Source organism: Halorubrum sp. SD41 (assembly GCF_058630335.1).
The window spans coordinates 29,821-50,828 of record NZ_JBZVGZ010000020.1 but is presented as its reverse complement, the minus strand read 5'-3'; the positions used below and the strand labels follow the sequence as shown (position 1 = coordinate 50,828).

The 21,008-nt window shown below is 65.9% G+C and carries 29 protein-coding genes and 1 pseudogene; 11 read left to right on the top strand and 19 right to left on the bottom strand.

What is annotated here, in order from left to right; translation table 11 throughout:
- Window positions 1-8 precede the first annotated feature (8 nt).
- The gene (locus tag AC4NMM_RS10905) at window positions 9-1,265 is read right to left on the bottom strand and encodes an RNA-guided endonuclease InsQ/TnpB family protein (RefSeq protein WP_491924256.1); all 1,257 of its coding nucleotides are present in this window, start codon (window positions 1,263-1,265) and stop codon (window positions 9-11) included.
- A 301-nt stretch (window positions 1,266-1,566) separates the two neighbouring features.
- Here AC4NMM_RS10905 and AC4NMM_RS10900 point away from each other — a divergent pair, with 301 nt between their 5' ends.
- Together AC4NMM_RS10900 and AC4NMM_RS10895 are read left to right on the top strand one after the other, a co-directional pair.
- A complete protein-coding gene (locus tag AC4NMM_RS10900) occupies window positions 1,567-1,764 on the top strand; it encodes a hypothetical protein (RefSeq protein WP_491924255.1) in 198 nt (65 codons plus the stop codon).
- Window positions 1,765-1,789: 25 nt separating this feature from the next.
- On the top strand, window positions 1,790-2,038 hold the full coding sequence (locus tag AC4NMM_RS10895; protein WP_491924254.1) for a UPF0175 family protein: 249 nt from the start codon (window positions 1,790-1,792) through the stop codon (window positions 2,036-2,038).
- 39 nt (window positions 2,039-2,077) lie between these two features.
- Here the strand turns inward: AC4NMM_RS10895 and AC4NMM_RS10890 are convergent, their stop codons facing one another.
- From AC4NMM_RS10890 to mntA, 3 genes are all read right to left on the bottom strand, one after another.
- Complete coding sequence (locus AC4NMM_RS10890) at window positions 2,078-2,500, bottom strand: hypothetical protein (RefSeq protein ID WP_491924253.1); 423 nt, start codon at window positions 2,498-2,500, stop codon at window positions 2,078-2,080.
- Between the two features lies 1 nt (window position 2,501).
- Window positions 2,502-2,762 carry an AbrB/MazE/SpoVT family DNA-binding domain-containing protein gene (locus AC4NMM_RS10885; protein WP_004598831.1) on the bottom strand — a complete coding sequence of 87 codons (261 nt, stop codon included), beginning with the start codon at window positions 2,760-2,762 and terminating at the stop codon, window positions 2,502-2,504.
- 109 nt (window positions 2,763-2,871) lie between these two features.
- On the bottom strand, window positions 2,872-3,312 hold the full coding sequence (mntA, locus tag AC4NMM_RS10880; protein ID WP_491924252.1) for a type VII toxin-antitoxin system MntA family adenylyltransferase antitoxin: 441 nt from the start codon (window positions 3,310-3,312) through the stop codon (window positions 2,872-2,874).
- 122 nt (window positions 3,313-3,434) lie between these two features.
- On the opposite strand from mntA, the gene AC4NMM_RS10875 reads away from it, so the two are divergent.
- Window positions 3,435-3,665 (top strand): DUF433 domain-containing protein, encoded by a 231-nt coding sequence (locus tag AC4NMM_RS10875; RefSeq protein ID WP_423996327.1) that lies wholly within the window; start codon window positions 3,435-3,437, stop codon window positions 3,663-3,665.
- Window positions 3,662-3,988 (top strand): DUF5615 family PIN-like protein, encoded by a 327-nt coding sequence (locus tag AC4NMM_RS10870; RefSeq protein ID WP_491924251.1) that lies wholly within the window; start codon window positions 3,662-3,664, stop codon window positions 3,986-3,988. Before AC4NMM_RS10875 ends, AC4NMM_RS10870 begins: the two co-directional genes overlap by 4 nt.
- Window positions 3,989-4,078: 90 nt before the next feature.
- Here AC4NMM_RS10870 and AC4NMM_RS10865 read toward each other — a convergent pair whose 3' ends face one another.
- Window positions 4,079-4,309 carry a hypothetical protein gene (locus AC4NMM_RS10865; protein WP_491924250.1) on the bottom strand — a complete coding sequence of 77 codons (231 nt, stop codon included), beginning with the start codon at window positions 4,307-4,309 and terminating at the stop codon, window positions 4,079-4,081.
- Window positions 4,310-4,399: 90 nt separating this feature from the next.
- Between AC4NMM_RS10865 and AC4NMM_RS10860 the strand changes: the two genes are divergently transcribed.
- Complete coding sequence (locus tag AC4NMM_RS10860) at window positions 4,400-4,807, top strand: ArsR/SmtB family transcription factor (protein WP_491924249.1); 408 nt, start codon at window positions 4,400-4,402, stop codon at window positions 4,805-4,807.
- A gap of 26 nt (window positions 4,808-4,833) precedes the next feature.
- Here AC4NMM_RS10860 and AC4NMM_RS10855 read toward each other — a convergent pair whose 3' ends face one another.
- The 8 genes from AC4NMM_RS10855 to AC4NMM_RS10820 all read right to left on the bottom strand — a co-directional run bounded on the left by AC4NMM_RS10855 (window position 4,834) and on the right by AC4NMM_RS10820 (window position 10,731).
- On the bottom strand, window positions 4,834-5,307 hold the full coding sequence (locus AC4NMM_RS10855; RefSeq protein ID WP_491924248.1) for a toxin-antitoxin system TumE family protein: 474 nt from the start codon (window positions 5,305-5,307) through the stop codon (window positions 4,834-4,836).
- The gene (locus tag AC4NMM_RS10850; protein ID WP_491924247.1) at window positions 5,307-5,984 is read right to left on the bottom strand and encodes a winged helix-turn-helix domain-containing protein; all 678 of its coding nucleotides are present in this window, start codon (window positions 5,982-5,984) and stop codon (window positions 5,307-5,309) included. Before AC4NMM_RS10850 ends, AC4NMM_RS10855 begins: the two co-directional genes overlap by 1 nt.
- Window positions 5,985-6,166: 182 nt before the next feature.
- Window positions 6,167-6,463 (bottom strand): DUF7317 family protein, encoded by a 297-nt coding sequence (locus tag AC4NMM_RS10845; RefSeq protein ID WP_491924246.1) that lies wholly within the window; start codon window positions 6,461-6,463, stop codon window positions 6,167-6,169.
- A 60-nt stretch (window positions 6,464-6,523) separates the two neighbouring features.
- Window positions 6,524-6,961, bottom strand: a complete 438-nt coding sequence (locus AC4NMM_RS10840) for a toxin-antitoxin system TumE family protein (protein WP_491924245.1) — start codon at window positions 6,959-6,961, stop codon at window positions 6,524-6,526.
- On the bottom strand, window positions 6,958-7,491 hold the full coding sequence (locus tag AC4NMM_RS10835; RefSeq protein ID WP_491924244.1) for a DUF7342 family protein: 534 nt from the start codon (window positions 7,489-7,491) through the stop codon (window positions 6,958-6,960). Before AC4NMM_RS10835 ends, AC4NMM_RS10840 begins: the two co-directional genes overlap by 4 nt.
- 288 nt (window positions 7,492-7,779) lie before the next feature.
- Entirely contained in the window at window positions 7,780-8,307 is a 528-nt protein-coding gene (locus AC4NMM_RS10830; RefSeq protein ID WP_491924243.1) for a hypothetical protein, read from the bottom strand.
- A gap of 107 nt (window positions 8,308-8,414) precedes the next feature.
- Window positions 8,415-9,155: a G protein-coupled receptor family protein gene (locus tag AC4NMM_RS10825; protein WP_491924242.1), complete on the bottom strand. Its 741-nt coding sequence runs from the start codon at window positions 9,153-9,155 to the stop codon at window positions 8,415-8,417.
- Window positions 9,148-10,731, bottom strand: coding sequence for a methyl-accepting chemotaxis protein (locus AC4NMM_RS10820; RefSeq protein WP_491924241.1), 1,584 nt, complete (start codon window positions 10,729-10,731; stop codon window positions 9,148-9,150). Before AC4NMM_RS10820 ends, AC4NMM_RS10825 begins: the two co-directional genes overlap by 8 nt.
- Before the next feature lie 165 nt (window positions 10,732-10,896).
- Between AC4NMM_RS10820 and AC4NMM_RS10815 the strand changes: the two genes are divergently transcribed.
- The 3 genes and pseudogenes from AC4NMM_RS10815 (at window position 10,897) to AC4NMM_RS10805 (ending at window position 12,225) form a co-directional block, all read left to right on the top strand.
- Window positions 10,897-11,346: an acyl-CoA thioesterase gene (locus tag AC4NMM_RS10815; protein WP_491924240.1), complete on the top strand. Its 450-nt coding sequence runs from the start codon at window positions 10,897-10,899 to the stop codon at window positions 11,344-11,346.
- 123 nt (window positions 11,347-11,469) lie between these two features.
- Window positions 11,470-11,777 (top strand): annotated as a pseudogene (locus AC4NMM_RS10810) (toxin-antitoxin system TumE family protein).
- Entirely contained in the window at window positions 11,758-12,225 is a 468-nt protein-coding gene (locus tag AC4NMM_RS10805; RefSeq protein ID WP_096393894.1) for an HVO_A0114 family putative DNA-binding protein, read from the top strand. The pseudogene AC4NMM_RS10810 and the gene AC4NMM_RS10805 overlap by 20 nt, the downstream one beginning before the upstream one ends.
- A gap of 51 nt (window positions 12,226-12,276) precedes the next feature.
- Here the strand turns inward: AC4NMM_RS10805 and AC4NMM_RS10800 are convergent, their stop codons facing one another.
- Both AC4NMM_RS10800 and AC4NMM_RS10795 read right to left on the bottom strand, forming a co-directional pair.
- Window positions 12,277-13,149, bottom strand: a complete 873-nt coding sequence (locus tag AC4NMM_RS10800) for an ABC transporter permease (protein WP_491924239.1) — start codon at window positions 13,147-13,149, stop codon at window positions 12,277-12,279.
- Complete coding sequence (locus AC4NMM_RS10795; protein ID WP_491924238.1) at window positions 13,146-14,231, bottom strand: ABC transporter ATP-binding protein; 1,086 nt, start codon at window positions 14,229-14,231, stop codon at window positions 13,146-13,148. The genes AC4NMM_RS10800 and AC4NMM_RS10795 overlap by 4 nt, the downstream gene beginning before the upstream one ends.
- 129 nt (window positions 14,232-14,360) lie before the next feature.
- On the opposite strand from AC4NMM_RS10795, the gene AC4NMM_RS10790 reads away from it, so the two are divergent.
- The 3 genes from AC4NMM_RS10790 to AC4NMM_RS10780 are packed head-to-tail and all read left to right on the top strand — an operon-like array spanning window position 14,361 to window position 16,091.
- Entirely contained in the window at window positions 14,361-14,723 is a 363-nt protein-coding gene (locus AC4NMM_RS10790) for a VOC family protein (RefSeq protein WP_096393891.1), read from the top strand.
- Window positions 14,724-14,744: 21 nt separating this feature from the next.
- Window positions 14,745-15,329, top strand: a complete 585-nt coding sequence (locus AC4NMM_RS10785) for a hypothetical protein (RefSeq protein ID WP_491924237.1) — start codon at window positions 14,745-14,747, stop codon at window positions 15,327-15,329.
- Window positions 15,330-15,332: 3 nt separating this feature from the next.
- Window positions 15,333-16,091, top strand: coding sequence for an HFX_2341 family transcriptional regulator domain-containing protein (locus AC4NMM_RS10780; protein ID WP_096393890.1), 759 nt, complete (start codon window positions 15,333-15,335; stop codon window positions 16,089-16,091).
- Between the two features lie 77 nt (window positions 16,092-16,168).
- Here the strand turns inward: AC4NMM_RS10780 and AC4NMM_RS10775 are convergent, their stop codons facing one another.
- The 4 genes from AC4NMM_RS10775 to AC4NMM_RS10760 all read right to left on the bottom strand — a co-directional run bounded on the left by AC4NMM_RS10775 (window position 16,169) and on the right by AC4NMM_RS10760 (window position 20,793).
- The gene (locus tag AC4NMM_RS10775) at window positions 16,169-17,413 is read right to left on the bottom strand and encodes an RNA-guided endonuclease InsQ/TnpB family protein (protein WP_491924236.1); all 1,245 of its coding nucleotides are present in this window, start codon (window positions 17,411-17,413) and stop codon (window positions 16,169-16,171) included.
- A 412-nt stretch (window positions 17,414-17,825) separates the two neighbouring features.
- A complete protein-coding gene (locus tag AC4NMM_RS10770) occupies window positions 17,826-17,999 on the bottom strand; it encodes a hypothetical protein (protein WP_162832650.1) in 174 nt (57 codons plus the stop codon).
- A 602-nt stretch (window positions 18,000-18,601) separates the two neighbouring features.
- Window positions 18,602-19,654 carry a zinc-dependent alcohol dehydrogenase family protein gene (locus tag AC4NMM_RS10765; protein ID WP_096393888.1) on the bottom strand — a complete coding sequence of 351 codons (1,053 nt, stop codon included), beginning with the start codon at window positions 19,652-19,654 and terminating at the stop codon, window positions 18,602-18,604.
- 53 nt (window positions 19,655-19,707) lie between these two features.
- A complete protein-coding gene (locus AC4NMM_RS10760; protein ID WP_096393887.1) occupies window positions 19,708-20,793 on the bottom strand; it encodes a sulfite exporter TauE/SafE family protein in 1,086 nt (361 codons plus the stop codon).
- Between the last annotated feature and the right edge of the window lie 215 nt (window positions 20,794-21,008).

The window sequence follows — 21,008 nt, the reverse complement described above, 5'->3', positions numbered from 1 at the left end:
TTGGGAGATTACGGTTTACAGTCTCCCCGTTCTCTCGGTGTGAACCGTCCGCTCTCGCGGTCGAACAGGTAGACTCCGGGCTGGGCCAACCAGCCGTTACTCATATCCTCCGTCGGAGGACTCTGAGTTATCTTTCGTCGGATGTTCACTGCGCCGTTCACGTCCGCGTTCATCGTCGTCTCACACGACTCACAGACGTACAGTCCACGCTCCACGCGGTTCGAGTCCCGAATCTGTCCACAGCACGAACACGTTTTACTGGTGTTCGCTTCGTCCACGCGATCGACGAGAATGCCGTGTTCTTCGGCCTTGTATTCGAGCAGACGAGCGAATCGCCCGAACTCCCAGCCGTGTAGCTTCTTATTCCCCGACTGGCCCCAGTTCCGCGACTCACCGTCTTCGTCCTCACGGATCCCACTGAGATCACCAACGGCGATCGTCTCCACGCCCTCTTCGACACACCGCTCTACGACGTGTTTCGAGAGCGTCTGGAGGAAGTGGTCTTTACGCCGGGAGAGTTTCTTTCGAGCCTTCACCGCACGCTTCGACGGCCCGTTCTCGCCTTCGGTCTGGTACTCCTCGCGGGTGAAGTAGTGTTTGTCTTCTTTCAGCGTGTTCCCCGGATACAACTCCGAGGGACCGCCTTCGTAATCGATAGCGAGGTAGTTGCTGATGCCGAGATCGATACCGGCCGTCTTGTCGCCGGGTGCGTCTTCGACTGGAACCGCTTTTCTACAGACGATGTGAAGTTCCCACTCGTCGCCGTCCCAGACGGCCCGTACCAGCTGGATGTTCTCAATTGGTACGTCGGGACGAGTCTCGTACTCCGCGAGGATGAAGTCTGACCAAGATTCTTTTAAATTGAATCCTTTTGAGAGGCGGAGCTGACCGTGCTTGTCGTCGTGCTTGATGGCCTCCTTTTTCCACACGACGGTGGAGCGCGGATGATCGTCACCGCCTTTCCGGTATCCGGGTGGATTGTTGCCATCGTCGGAGTTGTACCAACCGACGAACGCCTCAGCAAGCTCTTCGAGAACTCGCTGACTCGACTGCGAATGTAAGTCATTGTAGCGTTCATGATCTTTCAACTCCGATTTCAATTCGGCTTCGCCCGGAATTTCACCGTCTTTGTCCCATCGCTGTTGAATATAGTAGCGTCCGACGTTCCACAGTTTAGATGCCGCGAACCCGCACTGGTCGAGGGCCTCACGAACCTGTTCGTGGTTCGTGATGCGTGCGACGTAAGTGCGAGTCGTTTCCAGCATCGTGCTGTGTTCATAAGATTCTATGAGCTAAAATTATTTAAAGTTTTGATTCACATAGGGAATCCAGCCGATAGTCAGTAAGCCGTTCGTTGCCTTGTTACCGGCTTCATAGACGCTAAAACCCCAAATTCCCGAATCAAATCGTCAGTATATGCTTTGTGTGGTTCTCCGAAGTATATGAACGCATCTCACAAGCGTCTAAGGCGGGTGAGACGGTCGTTTTCGAAAACCGGTTCGGAACGCGGGGGGTGCGGGTGGGGTCGCAGGATCGTATAAAAGGAGTCGGCTGCGTGGGGTGTCGGTGAGTGGGACGGTGGGTTGTGTTCGCGGGCGCGTGCGCGAGGCTCGGTTCGCTCGAACGATTCTCGGCCCGTTCGGTTCGAGTGGACTACGAGTCGCGGTCGCGAAGCCACTGTGCGACTTCCTGCTGGAAGCGCTCGAACGGGTGGCGATCCTCGTGGAGATCCTCGTGGTCGACCTCCCTGAGCGGCGATATTAAGTTCCGCGGCGTCGAACGCTTCGGTATGAGCAGTATCGATCTGCCCGCCGGGGTGCTGGACGCGATCGCGGCACCGCCGGCGGACCGCGAGCCCATCGTCCGGCAGGAGCTCGCCGTCTCGCTGTACCGAGAGGAATACCTCTCCTTCGGGAAGGCACGGGAGCTCGCCGGCCTCTCGAAGGCGGAGTTCCATCGGCTGCTCGGCGAGCGTGAGGTCGAGCGCCACTACACCGAAGACGATCTCGCGCTCGACGTCGAGTACGCCCGGGAATGACGGTCGTCATCGGTCGAGGAACGCGCGCGGTCACCGATTTCAGTCGCGGGCCACTGACTCCCAGATCGTTTCGTACCCGGCGTCGCGGATGACACCATCGGTCGTGAGGATCGCGTCCGTCTCCCGTGCGCGATGGCTGGCGACGATCAGCCCGTCGTGGATGCTGAACTCGTCCAACAGTTGCGCGTACGTTGCCAGCTCCGGCTCGTCGACGGGGGCGACCGAGACCGGCCCGTTTCCGACCAACGCCTGCCGGGCATCCTCGGGCGTCCCGGTGAGTGTGATCCCTCGGACGTCCGTGTCGCGGGAGACCGAGTACAGTACCTCGGCGAGAGCCGTACTCGGTGCCTCGATGACCGTTTCCCCGGCTTCTGCCTCGGCGAACACCTGGTCGGCCCCTTGCGGGAGCGCATCGACGAGATACGCCAGTAGCGAGACGGCGTCGGCGGTGTACGTCGCCATCTCAGGCGTCCTCGTAGTTACGGTCGCGGCGGTCGCGGACGCGCTGACCCAGTTCCGCTGCGATCTCCTCGCGCTTCTCCGCGGAGGTGCCCTCGGGAACGAGCATCCCACGGCCACCAGTGCGGGTGCGCTTCTTTACGACGATTCCCTCGTCGGTGTCCATCCAGACGACCTCGTCACCGGGCTGTAAATCGTACTTTTCGCGGAGTTCGTGAGGGATCGTCGCTTGGCCCTTCTCAGTGACACGCGTGGACTTGCTCATATCCAGTAATACCTTTCGTAATACCTTAGTCTTGTGGGGGTCGGACTATCACCGTTAAAACGGTTACAATGGGGGAGAAGCGAGCAACTCCGACAACCGCATCGACCACCTATATGTCTCCCCTCGCGAGCCGATCGACGAACTCCCCGCGGTCCCGCTCCTGCTCGGCGGCGGTCTCCTCGTACTCGGCCTCGACCCGGTCGCGATAGGCGTCGATATCTCGGTCGTCCCCGACCAGCCGAATCCCGTCCCGGAGGGCGGCGCGCGCGATCGGGAGCGGAAGGTCGTCGATGTCGCTCACGTCGACGAAGGCGTCCGCGTGATCCTGGAGGTCCGCGTCGATCCGGTTCCGGCGACGGAACCGCTCCGTGGGAGACAGGTCGTCTGGGAACCGGAGGGCGACGTCGACGTCGGACGACTCGTGGGCCTCGCCGCGGACCCGCGAGCCGAACAGGACCGCGAAGCGGACGTTCGCCTCCGCGAGATACCGCCGAATCGCAGCCACGTCCACGTCCTCGACGGGCGGTTTCCCGTGGTTCGCTCCCGCCATGTCGTCCACCAGTATGGCGGGGGACAAAACCGTTTGGTGGCCGGCGGAGTGGCCCGAGGCGAGGTCTCGACGATGATTCGCTGGACCATGCGTTTCAAGTCGGCACGAGTCGATTCTCCGGTATGGGAATCGTTCGGGATAGCGACCACAGCGACGGGGCGCCGACCGTCGGAGAGACGGGGATCCGCGTGAAAGACGTCGCGTCGGCGTACGAACACAGCGGGTACAGCCCCGACGAGATCACGCAGCTGTACCCCGATCTCACGCTCGGTGACGTTCACCGAGCGCTCGCGTACTACTACGACCACATCGACGACTTCCGGTCGTCGTCCTCCGAGCCGGCCTCGGCATGACGCGACCGCTGTACTGCGACGAGAGTATCTGGATTCCCGTCGCCGACGGACTCCGTCGGCGCGGGTGGACCGTACACACCGCCAGAGATGAGGGCACGCTGGGGGAACCCGACCGCGAACAGTTGCGATACACCGTAGAGAACGAGTGGATCTTGCTGACCTTCGACGACGACTTCCTCTCACTCGTCGAAGGCCAGGAACTGCCCCACAGGGGGTTGATATACGTCCGACAGGCCGGACGACAGATCGGTGACGTCGTGAAAGTCGTCGACGAACACCTACAGAACCGCTCAGAAGACGATCTGTCGGTCCAGTATCTGTAGCACGGAGGAGGAACCGCCGGCTGTTAATTCTCTCACGGCATCAGGCGCGGGGATTCTCGTGAGTCCGACAGTCAGCTTGGTTCGTCGGGACTAGGGCGATCCCTCGTTCACGCGCTCGCGCCCGCTCTCGTTGATCCTGTCGGCGATCTCCCGAACGTCGCTCTCGGTGAGCTCGCTCTCCGCGGCGAGTTCGTCCATCACTTCCAGCGTCTCGATCTTCTCGCGGATGGCCTGTCGCGTCACCTCGCTCCAGTTGATCTCGGGGTGGTTCTCCATGCGCGTTTTGAGGTCGTCGTCCACGTTGACCGTGATACTGGGCATACAGAATCTATGCTCACATAGAATACTGTGTTTTTAAAAGATGCTGGCTTGAGAACGACTAAGAGCCTCTCGTCCGTAGGTTGCGACGAGATGGCGACGAACCATACGGTCGAGGGAAACGCTCCGGAGGACCCGGAGGATCTCCTCCCGGACGAGAGCGTCCTCACGCTCGACGAGTACCTCGCGATGTATGCCGCCGTCGGACACCGCACGCGATACGAGATCCTCTACCGACTCGTCCACGGCGGGGACATGAGTCCGACGGAACTCGAAACAGTGATCGATATCGACGACAGCACCCTCCACTATCACCTCAACGAACTCGTCGACGTCGGGCTCGTCGAAAAACGGAAGCGTACCGACCGCGGGCAAGACGGTCTGTACACGTACTACCGGGCGACGGTCTTCGGAGCGGTGACGCTCACGAGCGGCGTCGACGAACTGATCCGCGGCGAGCGGGAGTTCGAGGCCATGTACGACAGTTCGGCCGAGGCGTGAGAGTACGTCGAATGTAGTAGAAGCGGTCAAGGCAAGCCGTCCTGCGCGTTCACCAGGGCCTCGTCACCGTTCTCGACGGCCGTCCACCACGTCTTCAATACGGCGATCGTGACGAGTTCGGGCGGTCGTTCGATTCCGATACGGGATTGCCGATGTGCGTCGAGATCACGTGGCGGGTGAAAATGTCGTACCGGCTTCGAGGTGGCTTCGTTCGCCGCTTCTCGCCCGAATCTGAACTCCAGTCCGTCCTCCCGATAGTGGTATTTGTAGTCGCCGTTCTCCCACCACTGAATATCGAAGTACCCGCCTCGCTCGTGGATACCGGGGGTAACGGTGACCCGTGCCGCTCTGACGTCGCCTCCGTCCCGCTGTTTGAACGGGTGGCCCTTCTGATACCGGAATCGGACGTCGACGACTCCCGCATCGAGTTGTCGGCGCACCTGTTCCACGCTCGCATCGATCGCGTCCGAATCGAGCGGCGAACCGTTCCCCAGCCCCATTACTCGAGTGGGAGCCGATCGCCGGCGGGGGTCGTCTGCGTCCCCGTCCGTCCGTCTCCCTGTTCGGTTACGGTCGGCGCCCGCTCCTTCGCTTCTCTGAAGCGGTACGCCGCTCTGAGGTGGCTGAGTTCTCGTTTCGCCGTCCGCCAGTGAGAGACGTCGTCGAGTTCGTCCTGATCGAGGTCCCTGTCCGAGACCAGAAGCTCCTCCGGGTCGGGCGCGTCGTATTCGGCTTCGTACGCCGCGAGTTCCCGTTTTATTCGCTGGATGTGGTCGACGAGCGTGTCGCTTCCGGCGAGTCGCCGGATCTGTTTGAGAAGATGCCACTCCGGGTCGCGACTGTACAACTTCCCGGAGCCCGTCCGCTGACTGCTGACGATACCCTCCTCGGCGAGCTTGTTGAGCGTCGTCCTGGCTTTCGTCTCCGAGACGAGCGCCGTCTCTGCGATGTCGCCCGCCGACTTCGGCGTCGTCGTTCCGTCGATCACCGCGCGAATTCGCTCGTCCGCAGTGGTCTCGTGTTTCCACTCTGCGGCCGCGAAGTCGTCGATACTCTCGAAATTGTCGTCATCGACGTCGAACGGGTCGGCGTCGGCTGCCGTTACCGGTTCGTCCGGCAGCTCTTCCTCGGTGGGGAACTCGTCGGAGCCGTCAGAGGAGGGTGGCTCGTCTGTCATACGCGACGCTACGCCCTAAGCACACATATATGTTTCTGGCACAGATATATGCGCCTTGGGCTTCGTTCTCGATGGTCTTGCGAGCGGGGCATTGACGTCCGCCTCACGGTAAACGGTGAGGCTTCCCACGCATGGGGGAATACGAGTCCACTCTTGAGCGGTACGCGTCCGCTAGTCGCGTCTCACTCGGAAAACGTCTCCAGGCGATCCTCGCGGGCGGACTCGCTCAGGAATCCGGCCTCCCGATCGATCCCCCGATCCGCGAGTTCGCGTTTGAAGGACTCAGTCGAGACGCCGGCCAGTTCTGCCCCCCGGTTGAGACTCACCGCTCCGGTGCGGTACTTCTCGACCGCGAGCGAGAGCCGAAGCTCCGGACGCCGACGCAACAGCTCGCGGACGGCCTCCTCGACCACGGCGTCGGTGTCGTCGTAGCCGCCGGCGGCCGCGATGGCATCGAGGTCCGCTTCGAGCCCGGACATACGACTCGCTATGTCGGAACCACGGATAAGTATGCTGCCGCACTCGATATCGCCGCCGACCTATCTCCCGTCCGCCTCCCACAGCGCGCCGACCCGCTCATCGACCCACGGCAGCACGGTCCCCTCGATAATACACGTGAGGTCAGTCGCGTAGCTTCGATCGACCGCAGAGTCCGTGGCCGCGTCCGGGAGCGGATGGAAGTGGTCCCGCGTGTTGTGCGGCTGGTCGTGGCGGTCCCAGCGACACCGTCGCCGGTCGCCGGCGCGCGTCTCGTGATATGATACGTGAAACTCACCGTTCGTGTACGCGCGAACTTCGAGCGAGACGCCGTCGACTGGCTCGGGATAGTACTCGACGTCGAGCGTCACGACGAGACGCTCCGGCTTGTTCGACGGGAACAGCGACGTCTGGCGCACCTCGTCCCGTCGACCGAGCGCGCGACCGAGATACCGGAGGGTCGCCTCGTCGACGGACCGCGACGGGTCGAACCCGGTCACGCGGCGTTCTCCCCAGGAGGGGAGTCCGAACCGCGATCGCGGCGGACCGCCTCCAGTCGGTCGATCCGTTCCCTGACCGTGTGCCACTCGCTCAACGCGAGCCACACCGTCTCGATGTCGTCGTACTCCGCGTGGTGGAGCGCATCCACGTCGGTCGGCGACTCGGCGTCGAAGCGCTCGCGAAACGCGGACTCGCGCTCGGTGAGTTCGGTGAGTCTCTCGTGGAGCTCGTCGCGTGACAGGGCTTCGAGCCGATTCCGAAGTCGCCACTCGAAGTACGATTCGTTACGGGCGAACGTGAGCGGCGACTCCGAGACGCGTTCGACGACGCCGATGTCGGCCAGTCGCTTGAGATGTCGCCGCGCGGTGTCCGGCGCGCACGAGGCGCGCTCCGCGATTTCCGACACGCCCGCCGGGTCGTACAGCTGGAGCGCGACCCGGTACACCCGCTCGTCGGCGGGTTCGGCGTCGAGGTCCGCGCTGAACCCCTCGGCGAGTCCGAACTCCTCGCCGGGCTCGTCGGCAGGCATACTCGTCAGTAGCGGAAGAGACTATATAATTCTGGCGTCGCCGAATTATGTAGTCGAAAAGGAGCGAGCCGATCGACGAACTCCCGGCGGTCCCGCTCCCGCTCGGTGGCGGTCTCCTCGTACTCGGCCTCGACCCGTTCGCGATAGGCGTCGACGTCCCAGTCGTCCTCGACCAGCCCCGCGAAACGTTCCGGAGATGGTGTTTGCCGTCGGCACGGTCTCGCGTTCGGTGACGACGACGTGCCCGACGCGATGTCCGACCTCGGAATCCACGTTCCTCTGGTTTAGTCACGAAAACTCGACGCGCACTGGCGCGTCGGGCCGGTAGTCATCGAGGGAACCACCCCCTCGCTCGCCGAGAAAGACGATCGCGTCGAGGGCTCCACGCGTGAACCGTGCCTCGTACGACCAGTGGAATCCGTCTTCGATGTCGTCGCGCCGGCCATGGAATTCGAAGCTGCCGTGCATATTGTGGTCGAGCCAGAGCTCCTCGTCGACGGTCTGGGGGTTCGGCGCTCCAAGACCGATTCCACGTTGGATGCGCTCATCTGGGGCTGCGTCCTCACAAAACGAGACGTACGCCTCCCACGAGTCGAAGCCGTGGTCGGCGGCTGCCGTCTGTTTTTCCTCGGGCGTCTTCTCACGGAACTCCCGCTCGCGTCGCAGGAGCCGTCCGTCTGCGGTCAGCTTGTACGCTTTCATGGCCGGCCGACCGATATCTTTCGTCTGCCACTCGATATCGGACGGACTGGCATCGGCCGGAAACTTCGGCAGCCTGACGCCATCCGCGACCAGCACGACATCGTACAGGCCCATGGAAGGGTATCAGTGAACGCCGACAAAAAGCACCCTCCCGGATTGACAGTGAGTGGATTGGTGATCGGTGACAATACAGACAGCCCAGAGAAGCCGACTGCGCCGACTCAGTCCGCGCTCGACGTCGACACCGTCGCGGCCGGACCCCGTCCCGCATCATCGCCAGCATCGCCGACTTCGGATTCCTCCGCCGCCGCCAGCGTCTCTACATTCGCGAAGACGAAGCCCGCGAAGCCGACCCGCAAGAGGAGATCAAGATACTCTAAGGTCACCGCCGCGGTGAACGTATCGAACAGCCCGGCGATCTGTAACATCGCCCACGCGATCAACACGCCGAAGGCGAACAGCGCGAGGTTCCGCGTCTTCTTGTAGAACAGCTCGCGTGCGGGCGTCTGCCGCGCCGCCGCGCTCGCCACCGGCCCGAAGAACAGCCCGACGAGCGTCGCGTAGCCGACGAGGATCCCGAGGGTGCCCGCCGTCGCGAGCGGCCCCGCGAACACCTCGGCGAAGTCGTAGCCGAGCCGCATCGCGACGGTGATCGCGACGATCCCCCCGACGTACCGCCGGCCCGCCCCCGAGACGAACGCCGCGAACCCGAACAGGAACGGGTACGCCACGTAGTCGGAGAGCAGCTGGCCGGCCTCCAGCGTGCCGGTCCCGACAGCGAACGTCCCGATCCCGGCGCCCCAGCTCGCGATCCCGACGCCCGCGAGCGCCACGACCGCGACGAACGGGTAGCAGTACCGCCGCAGGTCTGCGGGCTTGCGCCGCGCCAAGGCGAGCAGCACGACCGCGGAGACGGCGTAGATCCCTGCGGAAGCGAACCGCACCGTCGACGGCTCAATCATCGGCGTGCACCTCCGCGTCGCCGGCGGTCGGAGCGGGAGCGCCCGCGGCCCCGCCTCCGACGTCGGCCGCGTCCGCACGCGTTTCGAACTGCGCGAGCCGCTCGGTGAGCGACGCGGTGCGCTCCGACAGCGCCGTCGCCGTCGCCGCGAGATCGCCGACGGTCTCGGCCGTCTCGTCGGCGGTCTCGGCGAGCGACCGCGCGCGGTCGGCGGCGTCGGTGGCGGAGCCGTGGACCGCTTCGACGCGCGCCGCGACCGACTCGATCCCCTCGGCGCCCTCGTCGGTCGCCCGCGCGATGTCCGCCATCGCGACGTCGACGTCCTCGACGGTACCGGTGAGCTCCTCGATCGCCTCGCCCGCGGCCTCGACCGCCGCGGTCGTCTCGTCGAGCTCCGTCATCGTCCGGTCCATCTCGCCGGCGACCGCGGACACGTCCTCCGTCACCTCGCCGATCGTCGCCTCGATCTCCGTCGTCGAGGCGCGCGTCTCCTCGGCGAGTCCCTTCACCTCGTCGGCGACGACCGCGAAGCCGTCGCCGTCGCCGCCCGCCCGCGACGCCTCGATCGAGGCGTTCAGCGCGAGGATGTTGGTCTGCTCGGCGATGTCGGCGATCACGTCGGTCGTCTCCGCGACGCCGTCCATTCGGTCGTCGAGCCCGGCGACGAGCTCGTCCAGCTCCGCCAGCAGCTCGCCGATCGCGGCGATCGCCTCGACCGCCTCGGTCGCCCGCTCTTCGCCCTCCGCGCCGAGGTCGGCCGCGGCGCTCGCGTCGCCGGCCACCTCGTCGGTGGTGGAAGCGATCTCCTCGACGGTCGCGGAGAAGTCGTCGGTGTCGTTGGCCGTCTCCCGTAACCGCTCGGTTTGCGCGTCCAGCTCGTCGGCCAGCTCGCGCATCTCGTCGGCCACCTCCCGGTTCATCCCCGCGACCTCGTCGGCCTCCGCGGCCATCTCCTCGCTCGTCGCCTCCACGTCGCCCGCGAACGCCTGGATGTCCTCGATCGTCGTCGCGAGCCCACCGGTCATCTCGTTGTAGGCAGCGGTGATGCGCTCGATCGCGTCGACGTCGCCGTCGGCGTCGAGCCGGCGCGTGAGGTCGCCCTCGGCCGCGTCCTCCATGGCGCCGCCGATCTCCTCGGCGCGCTCCAAGAGGGTGTCGGACAGCGCCTCGGCCTCCTCGCGGGCCGCCTCCGCCTCGGACTGCGCCCGCTCGGACTCGGCGACCGCGTCCCGCAGCGACCGCCGCGTCTCGTCGAAGGCGTCGAACAGCCGCCCGATCTCGTCGCCGCGGTCGGACGTGGCGCGAGCGTCGAACTCGCCGCGCCCGACCGCCTCGGCCGTCTCCGTCAGCCGCCGGAGCTCGACCGCGACGTTGCCGACCAGTACGATGCCAAGCAGCCCGAGGTTCAGCGTGACGACGACGCCGACCGACGCCAGCGCCGCCGTCGCGGCCGCCGGGGTCCCGACCGTCGTCACGTGCCCCGCGAAGAGAGCGACGAAGCCGAGCGTCACGGCGAGCGTCAGGAGGACGGCCGCGCCGACCCGCCGACCGTACCGCGCGGTGATCGCGTTCATCATCTGTTGTTCGCCCGCAGAAAGCTGCCCTATTTAGGAGTAAAGACCAAATTACACGATCTGATAACTAACCGGCGGCCGGGCGAGGACGGTGACGAACGAGCCCCGGTGCCCGGGCGACGCGACGGGTGGGCCGGTGTTTTTCCCGCGGCCGCGCTACCAGCGAGTATGCCCAGCGTCAGCGACACGTACATCGAGAACCGCCAGCGCGTCCAGCCGACCCACACGAACAACTACGAGTCGGCCCACGGGGGGAACGTCGTCAAGTGGATGGACGAGATCGGCGCGATGTCGGCGATGCGCGCCGCCGGCGAGACCTGCGTCACGGCCAAGATCGACGGGCTCGACTTCAAGCGGCCGGTGCCGCAGGGCGACACCTGCGTCATCGAGTCGTACGTGTACGCGGTCGGGCGCACGAGCCTCCGGACGCGGATCCGCGCGTACCGCGAGTCGCCCCGCACCGGCGAGCGCGAACTCACCACGGAGTCGTACTTCGTGTTCGTCGCCGTCGACGCCGACGGCAACCCGACGCCCGTGCCCGACCTCGAAATCGAGGGCGAGCGCTGCCGCGAACTCCGCGACGAGGCGCTGGCCGCGGAGCCGGACGAGGATCGATAGGAACCCCGACAGACGGCGTCATCCGGGTTCGGCTCTGAGTCGAGACCAGTGCCCAGTTGTTGTACTTGAAACACAACGAAAAGCGTTAACACAGTTGTGGGCGTACCACAACGTACGAGGCCGATGCCCGCCACGGTCGTGTACCGGGAGAATCCGAGAAACCGGACGGCAGTCGGTATGAAATGGTCGCGTGGCAGGTCCCGGAAAGCGAGGAGTACCCGGAAGGGCTGAAGTACAGCTTCCAATACATGGACGCTGACGGCGGCACGCTCCTCCGGTACGACAACGCGCCGCATCACCGAGACGTCGGGCGCCACCATCGCCACACGCAGGCCGGTGAGGTCACCAAACTGGACTTCACCGGTCTCGCCGACCTGATCACCGACTTCCAAGCCGAGGTGAACGACATCCATGACCGACGAACCAACTGACACCCACCCCACCCACGACGAATTTACACCTGACCCGAACGATGCCGAGTACCCCTCGACGCTCCGAATCACGTCGCTGCCGGCGGAACAGGCACAGGCGGCAGCGATCGAGCGCGCCGAGCGCTGGGAGGACGGCGAGGCGGTCCCGCACGTGGTCAACTTCGAGGACCGTGCGCGGCTCCGCCAGTTGCTCACGGACCGCCGGATGGAGCTCTTAGAAGCCGTCATGGAACGGCCGCCCGAGAGCATCCGCGGGCTGGCGGACCGGCTTGGCCGCGACGTCCACGTCGTCCACGACGACCTGTCGCTGTTGGCCGATTACGAGATTGTCCACTTCGAAGCGGACGGCCGCGCGAAGCGGCCGTACGTCCCCTACGAAACGGTGCGGATCGAGGTCGAGTTCGGACTGCCACGCGGCGACGAGTCGGAATCGACGGCGTCGGCGTGACCGCCGCGGCGACGACGTGTGACGACCGCTTAGTGTGTCGACGCGCCGCGCTCAGTAGTCGCCGAGCACGCCGAGCCGCCGCGCCCGCCGGGTCGCGCCCTGAAAGACGAGGTAGCCGCCGACGAGGTAGCCGCCCGCGACCGCGACGAGCAGCGCCACGTCCGCGAGCGGGAACTCCCACAGCCGGATCCCGTCGACCATCGCGCGCTGGAGCATGGCGCTGCCGTGCGCCAGAGGGAGCACGCGCGTCCACGGGAGATCGAAGACGGGCGCCGAGATCAGCGCGACGAAGCCGAACTGGAGCAGGTTGAGCCAGTTGCCGATCCGCTTGTACAGCACCGTCACGCCGCCCGCAGCGAAGCCGAGCCCCAGCACCGAGACGATCGACAGGCCGGCGACGACGACCACGGTCACGGGCGCGAGGCTCAGCCGCGTCCCGGTCGCGAGGAGCATCACCGCGAGGATCACGGCGCTCGTGAGGAACGTCCGCACCACCTTCGCGACGCCCTTCAACAGCGCGACGGGCGCGAAGCCGAACGGCGTGGTGATGTGGCGTTCGAGGGTCCCCCACTGCACCTCGCTGCCGATGTCGTTCGACACCGACGAGTACGCGCCCACCGACAGCGTCCACAGGAAGTAGCCGACGACGATCCCCTCGATCGAGTCCGCGAGCGCCTGCCCGGCGAGCAGCTGCCCGCCCAGGAACAGCGCGGCGAAGAAGAACAGCGACACCACGATCCCCCCGATCGCGTTGGCCGGGTACCGCACGAAGATCAGGAACTCGCGATACAGCACCGCCCGCGCGAGGTGGTAGTAGGTGGCCGGCCGGGGATCGTCGTCGGCGATCGCGTCGGTGGCCGCGGACGCCTCTGCGGGCGACGAGTCAGCCGCGGTCGCGTCCCCGGGCGGCGCTTCCGCGCTCACGAGGATTCACCCCCGGACGCGGCACCGGCTGGACCGGCCGCACCGGGGACGGTTCCGGTGCGTTCGAGGAACACCTCTTCGAGGTCCGGCTGGACCGTGCGGATGTCCGAGACGGTGACGCCGGCCGCCCGGAGCGCGTCGGTCAGCTCGTACAGCCGGTCGCCGCCGGCCGCGACCGTCATCGCGGGCGGGCGCGCGTCGCGGTCGACTCCGACGACCTCGAACCGCTCGCGGAGCCCGTCGACCGTCTCCGCGTCCAGGTCCGGGCTCGCCACGCGGACCGCGTCGCTCGCGGCCGCCCCCAGCAGCGCCTCGACGGTGTCGTCGGCGACGATCCGACCGTTCGACAGCATGACGACGCGGTCGCACACCGCCTCGATCGTCGTCATGTCGTGGCTGCTGACGACGATGGTGAGCCCCTCCTCGGCCGCGAGCCGCCGCAGCTCCGCCCGGAGCGTCCGCGCGCTCTCGACGTCGAGCCCGAGCGTCGGCTCGTCGAGAAAGACGAGTTCGGCGCCGCCCGCGAGTACGCTCGCGAGCGACACCTTCTGTTTCATCCCCCGGGAGAGGTCGCGGACGGGCGTGTCCGCCTTGTCGGTCAGGTCGAGCCGGTCGAGGAGCCGGTCGTGACGCGTCGCCACGGAGTCGGGGTCGACGCCGCTGATCGTCGCGAAGTAGCGCAGGTTCTCCCGGACCGTGAGCCGCCAGTAGTCGTTGCGCGCGCCCTCCAGCATCGCGTCCACGTCGGCGTACGCGGCCCGCCGACCGTCGCGCACGTCGTTCCCGAACACACGGACCGACCCCGCGTCGGGGATGACGATGCCCAGCGCGCACTTGATCAGCGTCGTCTTGCCCGCGCCGTTCGGCCCGAGCAGGCCGACGACCGACCCGCGCTCGACGGTGAGGCTCACGTCGTCGACGGCCACCACCGCGTCGTCGCCCTCGCCGAACCGCTTCGTGAGCCCCTCGACCGCGAGGGCCGGCGGGCCGGTCTCGTCGTCGGGCGGTTCCTCGCCGCGTGCCGCGTCCGTCTCGTCGCGCTCGCGGGGACCGCCGCGCGCGCTCGTCGCGCTCCGTGCCATCGCCCTCCGTACGGGCCGGCGGCGGATATATCCGCGCTCGCCGGCGACCGCGCGGGGCACCGACTCGACCGGGCGGTCGCGCGGGAGTCGGCGGTCGGGATTTATGCCGCTACCGCGCGAGGCCGACGCATGGAGATTCTCCACACCTGTCTGAACGTGGCGGACGCCGACCGGGCCGCCGACTGGTACGTCGACGAGCTCGGCTTCGAGCGGTCGTGGGAGTTCACCATCGACGACACCCGCAACGTGTACGTCGCCGACGGGAACGGCGTCGAGTTCCAGCTGTCGGACACCGAGGGCGAGGCGCCGAGCGCGGACGGCGACCGCTACGACCACGTCGCCGTCGGCGTCGACGACGTGGACGCGGCGTTCGCGGAGATCGATCACCACGGCGTCAGGGAGGCGCCGACCGACCACCCGGAGGCCGGCGCGCGGGTCGCCTTCGTGAAGGACCCCGACGGCCACGTCGTCGAGCTGATCGAGCCGCTCTGATCGGTCGCGGGCGGTTCGGAAATGAGGTCCGGGACGCGATCGACACTGTGCGCCTGCCTCGCCGCCGACGGAGATCGGGTCCTCGTACCACCACCGCGTGTCGATGCCGTTCTTCCGGAAGCTCAACACCGTGCCGCCCCAGTCCCCTTCACGGGCGGCCGCGACCAGCGGCTCGCGGGCGACCGGCTTGCCGTTCGGCGCCATCGCGTCCCTCAGTCGAGGAACACCTCGGCGGCGTCGCTGTCGGCCGCCGAGCGCATCATGTCCTCGTCGCGATCTGGCGGACTCGGCACGGTGGCAACCGGAGGGCGGATCGGGGTCGCCGAGGTCGGACGTGGGCCGGACGACCGTGAAAAGAATACTGCGTTCGCCGACGAGGTCTCAGGCGACGAAACCGGCGGTCACCGAGACGGGGGGAGGGCCGAACGGGGCGACCGACGGAACGCCGACCCGCGTTGTTTGGGTAGAGGGGGAGAACACACGTCTGCGGGGACCTTCGTCGGCGATCGGATACAACGCCCTCGGTCGGATATGAATTACGCTGACACAGACAAAACAAACGACAATGTGATCATAATCGTCAATATCGTCCCGATAATCAGCTGATATATGAACGATCTCGACGTGCCGAAACGTGTCCATATCGTTCCGCTGGGATACGAATTGGACCGGATCGTCCGTCCGGTCGTCGACGGGAACGCCGACGAGGTGATCCTCCTCGAACCCGACGCCGACAAAGAGGGCGTCGACCGACCGTCATACCACGAGACGGCCCGTCAACGCGTTCGAGACGAAGGGATTCGGACCGAGACCGTCGAGTGCGACATCTTCAATCTCTTCAGTTCGCTCGGGACGATCGCCGAGATCTCGAACCGTCTCCGTGACCACAACGTCTACGTGAACCTCGCGTCGGGGTCGAAGGTGACCGCGATCGGCGGAATGATCGCCTGTATGGTCACCGGCGCGATCCCGTACTACGTCCACGCGGAGGAGTACGCGGGCGGCGAGGAGCGACCGGTGGCCTCGGGCGCGAAGCCACCGGAGACACTCCCGAAGTACCCGATCGAGGAGCCGAACGCCGAACGCGTCGCCGTCCTCGCGTACGTCGAACGGAACCAGCCCGTCACCAAGAGAGAGCTCATCGACTACGGCCGCCGGGAAGGCCTCCCTTTCGTCGAGCGCTACGACACCGATGGGGTTCAGAACCCGAAACGCGGGTACTACCGGCGGCTCAACACGCACGTCGTCGAGCCGCTTGAGAGCCGCGGGTTCCTCGAGGTCGAGAAACACTCCAAGTACCAATACCTTTCCGTCACCGAGAGCGGATCGAACCACCTGCGCGCGTTCCGCTACCTGCTCCGCGAGTAAACTACCCTACCCTACTTCGCTCGCCCCATACGGGGTTCGCTCGTTGAGGGTAGGGCTTTGATGTGGACTCCCAGCGCTCAGTCGCCAGCAATGGACTGGTGACTCTTGCCGTTCAACGTCCCACCATTTACACGCACGTCTACTGGTGCGTCTCCGCTCCCCGACTTGGGCGAGGAGCGGAGTCTGTGTTTCCGCTTTCGGGCATACCGTACCCCGATATTCTTCGCCGCGTTGTAATCCGCGTTGACCTCATAGCCGCATTTCTGGCACTCGAAGTGTTCGCCGTCACGGTTCGCTTCGTGCGTGAACCCACAATCCGTCCGAGAACAGCGCTGGGACGTGTGGTTCGGCTCGACTTGCTCCACGGAGACGCCCTGCTCTGGTGCCTTGTAGGAGACGTACTCGGACAGGCGTCGGAACGCCCACACGTGGTGCCATTTCGCCTGCGGGAGCCGCTCGCGGATGTCGGTTAACTCCTCGAACACGATTACGTCGCAGTCGTGTTCGATGGCTTCCGAAACGAGCTCATTGGCAACCGTGTGGATGTACTGCTTCCGCCACGCTTCTTCGCGCTTTCCGAGGCGAAGCAGGGCGTTGTGCGCGGGTTGCGTCCCGCGCTGTCGCATCTCACCACGCCGCTTCTCGAATTCACGGCACCAGTGATCGTATTCGTCGCCCTGCCAGAACGTGCCGGTCGAAGCGACTGCGAGGCTGTTGACGCCGAGGTCGATACCGAGAACTGTTTGGTGCTCGGTATCTTCCGAAACCTCGGATTCGTCGGTATCGTACTTCCGCGTCGTGATGTGGAAATAGAACTCGTCAGTTGCCTTGTCGTATTGCAGTGTGCTCGCCCGGAACTCGTAGTCCTCCGAGAGAACGTACTGTTCGTAGGGAGTCGGGCTATCCGCCGGAAGTTCAAAGTCGCACTCGACGCGCCCGTTGACGGTCGAAAGAGACACACGATCGCGGTAGAACGTCGCGCTTCGCTTGTCGTAGACCATGCTCCACGACGTGAACTCCGGCTGGCTCACCCGCTTGCCCTGTTTCCACCGTTCGACGCATCCTTTCGTCGCTTGGACGGCACGACGGATAGCCGCTTGAACGAGGTTCGCAGTAAGATCAGTTTCCTCTCGTAGTTGTTCGTAGAGCGCGTCCCGTGCGGTCGAGTTCGCCGTAACGCAGTTGGCGTAGGAGTCGTCGTCCCAACAGAATTCAGCGGCACGATTCGCACAGTGAAGGAACTGTCGCGCGGATTCGTGGAGGTCGTCGTACCGCTTGTCGGGAACAACAAGTTTGACCGGTGCAGTTCGACGCACCTCCATGTTTCAGATTACTATCTAACGGTACTTATTTATTGGGGAGTCAGGTAGCTACCGTCGTGCGGTTGCGTCGTGCGTTGTCGGTTTCCTCTCCGACCTACTCGCTCGCTGCTCTCGCTCCTTGAGGTCGGAGGCTCCACCTCGAATCATGCTGAGCCGAACCCCGATCGATGAGTCACCTCCGCGATCTATCACGAATCCGACACCCCGGGCTGCCCGAGCATACGCGTTCGGGGTAGGCCGTGCGAACCAGTAGCCCGCCCTGAACAGCACGACCCCGGCAGCGAATCCGTACAGCACGGCCAGCGGCCCGAAAATGAGTGCGATGGGGCCGACGGCGGGCGGCGCGGCCGCTCACGGAACAGCGACACGCGATAGAAAGTCGGGGTTCGAGGCGGGGTCGTCCCCGACCGCGTCAGTCGTCGGCCGGGGCGCGCGGCTCCGCCGGGGGCTCGGGCTCCTCCGTCTCGTCCGCCGGCTCGTCGACCGCGTCGACGTCGGGCGCTTCGTCGAGCTCGTCCGCCTCCTCGGACCGGTGACGCGCCTTGACCTCCGTCCACGTGCGCGCCTCGTCGTAATGGTGGCACATGACAACGGATGACAATGACTTGGGAGTACTAAAGGTTACGCCGATACCGTCGGAAACGAACGTTTGAGCGGATCTGTCTGCGGTGCGTCCGAATGCCCATCGGCGGCTACTGGCCCGGCGACGGCTGCGGAATCCACGACCGCCCCTTATAAATGAGCGACTACACCTCGGCGACGAACACGGCCAAATCTCCAGCCGTTCGCTTATAAATGGGCGTTTGTGGATCGACGGCCAACACCGCCAAAGCCCCAGTCCTTTACTTATAAATGGGCGGCTGTGTCTCGACGGCGGAGACCTCCAAAGCCCCAGCCGCGAGGGCTCGCGTGACTCGCTGCGCTCCTCGGTCGCTACGCTCCCTGCGGTGCTTGCGTCGTCAGGCTTCGCCCTCGCGGCTGCCCCTTTGAGACCCGCCCCGCACGGCACCCGCACCTCACGCCTCCCCAGCCTCGCGGTTCGCTCGGGCTCCCTGCGGTCGCCTCTCGCTCACCGCGTCCCTCGCGCGTGCTCCTCGCGGCCGCCGAGGGCGGTCGCTCGCAGGCACGCGCCACCGCTTAAAAACCGAGTCGAGCAGACGTAGATCGAAGATCCGGTTTCGCGGCCGCCTACGCGTCGCCGTGCGGCTTCACCAGCACCTTGATCGCCTCGCGCTCGTCCATCATCCGGTACCCCTCGGCGACGTCGTCGAGGCCGACCGTCTCGGTGAAGACCGGCGCGGGGTCGAGCGTCCCCTGGAGCACGTCGTCCATCAGCTCCTCGGCGTAGGCGCGGACGGGGGCGACCCCGCCCGCGAGGGTGACGTTCTTGCCGAACATGCCGAACACGTCGAGGCCCTCCTCCTCGACGCCGTAGGGGACGCCGACGTACCCGATCGTGCCGCCGGGGCGGACGGCGTCGATCGCGGTGTTCATCGCGCTCGCGGCGCCGACGCACTCCATCACGTGGTTCGGGCCGCCGTAGGTGAGCTCTCGGATGCGCTCGACCGCGGCCTCCCCGCGCTCGGAGACGGTCTCCGTGGCGCCGAACTCCTCGGCGAGTTCGAGGCGGTCCTCGTGGTGGCCGACCGCGACGATCCGTTCGGCGCCGAGCCGCCGGGCCGCGAGGACGCCGCAGAGCCCGACCGCGCCGTCGCCGATCACCGCGACCGTCGAGCCCGCCTCCACGCCCGCGCTGACCGCGGCGTGGTGGCCGGTGCCCAGCACGTCGGTCAGCGGGAGCAGCGAGCGGAGCGTCTCCTCGTCGTCCGCGTGGCGGTCGGGCACGCGCACGAGCGTGCCGTCGGCGTGCGTCGAGCGGACGTACTCGCCCTGCCCCCCGCCGTTGTCGCCGCCCCACGAGTCGCCGTTCTCGCAGGAGGTGTGGAGCCCCTTCCGACAGAACTCACACTCGCCGCAGGAGATAGCGAAGGGGGCGAGCACGCGGTCGCCGGGGCTGACGGAGGTCACGTCGTCGCCGACTTCCTCGACGATCCCCATCGGCTCGTGGCCGACCGGCGAGCCCGCGTCGCGGTCGCTGTCGCCGCGGTAGAACCAGAGGTCGGAGCCGCAGATCGCGGTGTGGGTGACGCGGACGATCGCGTCCGTCGGCGCCTCCACCTCGGGGCGGGGCCGCTCTTCGACGCCTATCTCGCCGGGACCGTTGAAAACGGCTGCGCGCATACCGTCGGTGCGGCGCGAACGCACAAAAGCGCGGCGTCAGCGAGCCCGGCGGCTCAGATCCCGCCGCCCGCCATCGCGAACAGCGCGACGGCGATGACCGCGAACAGCCCGCCCACGCCCGCCTTGATCGTCCCGGTGTCGAGCGCGGTCGAGACGTACGGCGCGATCTGGCCGCCGAGCGTCGCCGCCGGGACCGTCCAGACGACCATGTTCCACGGCGTCGTCGCCAGGTCGATAGAGTGGCCGCCGACCAGGCCGCCGCCGAACACGTGGACGACGGAGGCGAGCACGGCGGTGGTCGCGACGACGATGTGGTTCGTGCCGATGGCGACGCGGACCGGGACCTGCGTGCGGAGCATCGAGATGATCCCGAGCTCGCCGATCCCGAAGCCGGCGAGCCCCTGGAACACCCCGCCGACGCTGTAGTTGAGGAACCGTTCGAGGTAGCCGCCCCGGGAGTACGTGTAGTCGTCGCCGTCGCGGTCGACCCGAGTCACCGTGCCGGAGTCGTCCGTCTCGACGCCCGCTGGCCCGAGTTTGTCCGCGTCGTCAGGGAGGCCCCGTGAGGATCCGCCGTCCGTCGCGATCCCGTCGCCGCCCCCGCCCCCGGTCGGCTCGTCGTGGCCGAGGTTGGCCTTGAACAGCAGGTACGACGCCGAGAGCAGCGCGATCCCCAACAGCGCGTGGAACAGGGGTTCGGGGATGACGAAGGAGAGGAGCGCCCCGCCGACCACGAAGGGGATACCCCCCAACACGAGCGACAGCGAGAGCCGCCGGTCGACGAGCCCGTACTGGATGAAGGCGAGCGACGAGCTCGACAGGCCGAACGACTCGCTGATGAGCCCGATCTTCACCAGCGTCGTCGGCTCCAGGGGATACGCGACGAGCGGGAAGACGAAGATGAGGAACGGCACGAACAGCGCCGACCCGCTGATCCCGACGGTGTTGACGATGGTGGCGCCGATGGCGAACGCGATGAACAGCCACCAGTACTCGGTCCAGTACTCGACGCCGGCGTCGGCCGGCGTCGGTGCGAAGGCGTACACCCCCGCCACGAACAGGACGGGAGCGAGGAACACGAAGACGTGCTGATAGCGCAGGAAGGCACGCTGGACGCCGCTCGACAGTGAGCTACTCATTGAGTCGTGGAACGCGAATTACGTGGGATATTATAAATGCGTTTCCACACATCACGATCGTTATGAACGATCGTCAACGTCACAGGGTCGGCCGTAGAGTCCGTCATAGCGGCGAAATACGTGCGGCCGTAGAACGTTTTCGCGATCCGAAATGAACGTTCTATGATAGAAAGAAACGGTTAAACGGCGGCATCGGTCACCCGCGGATCGAACGA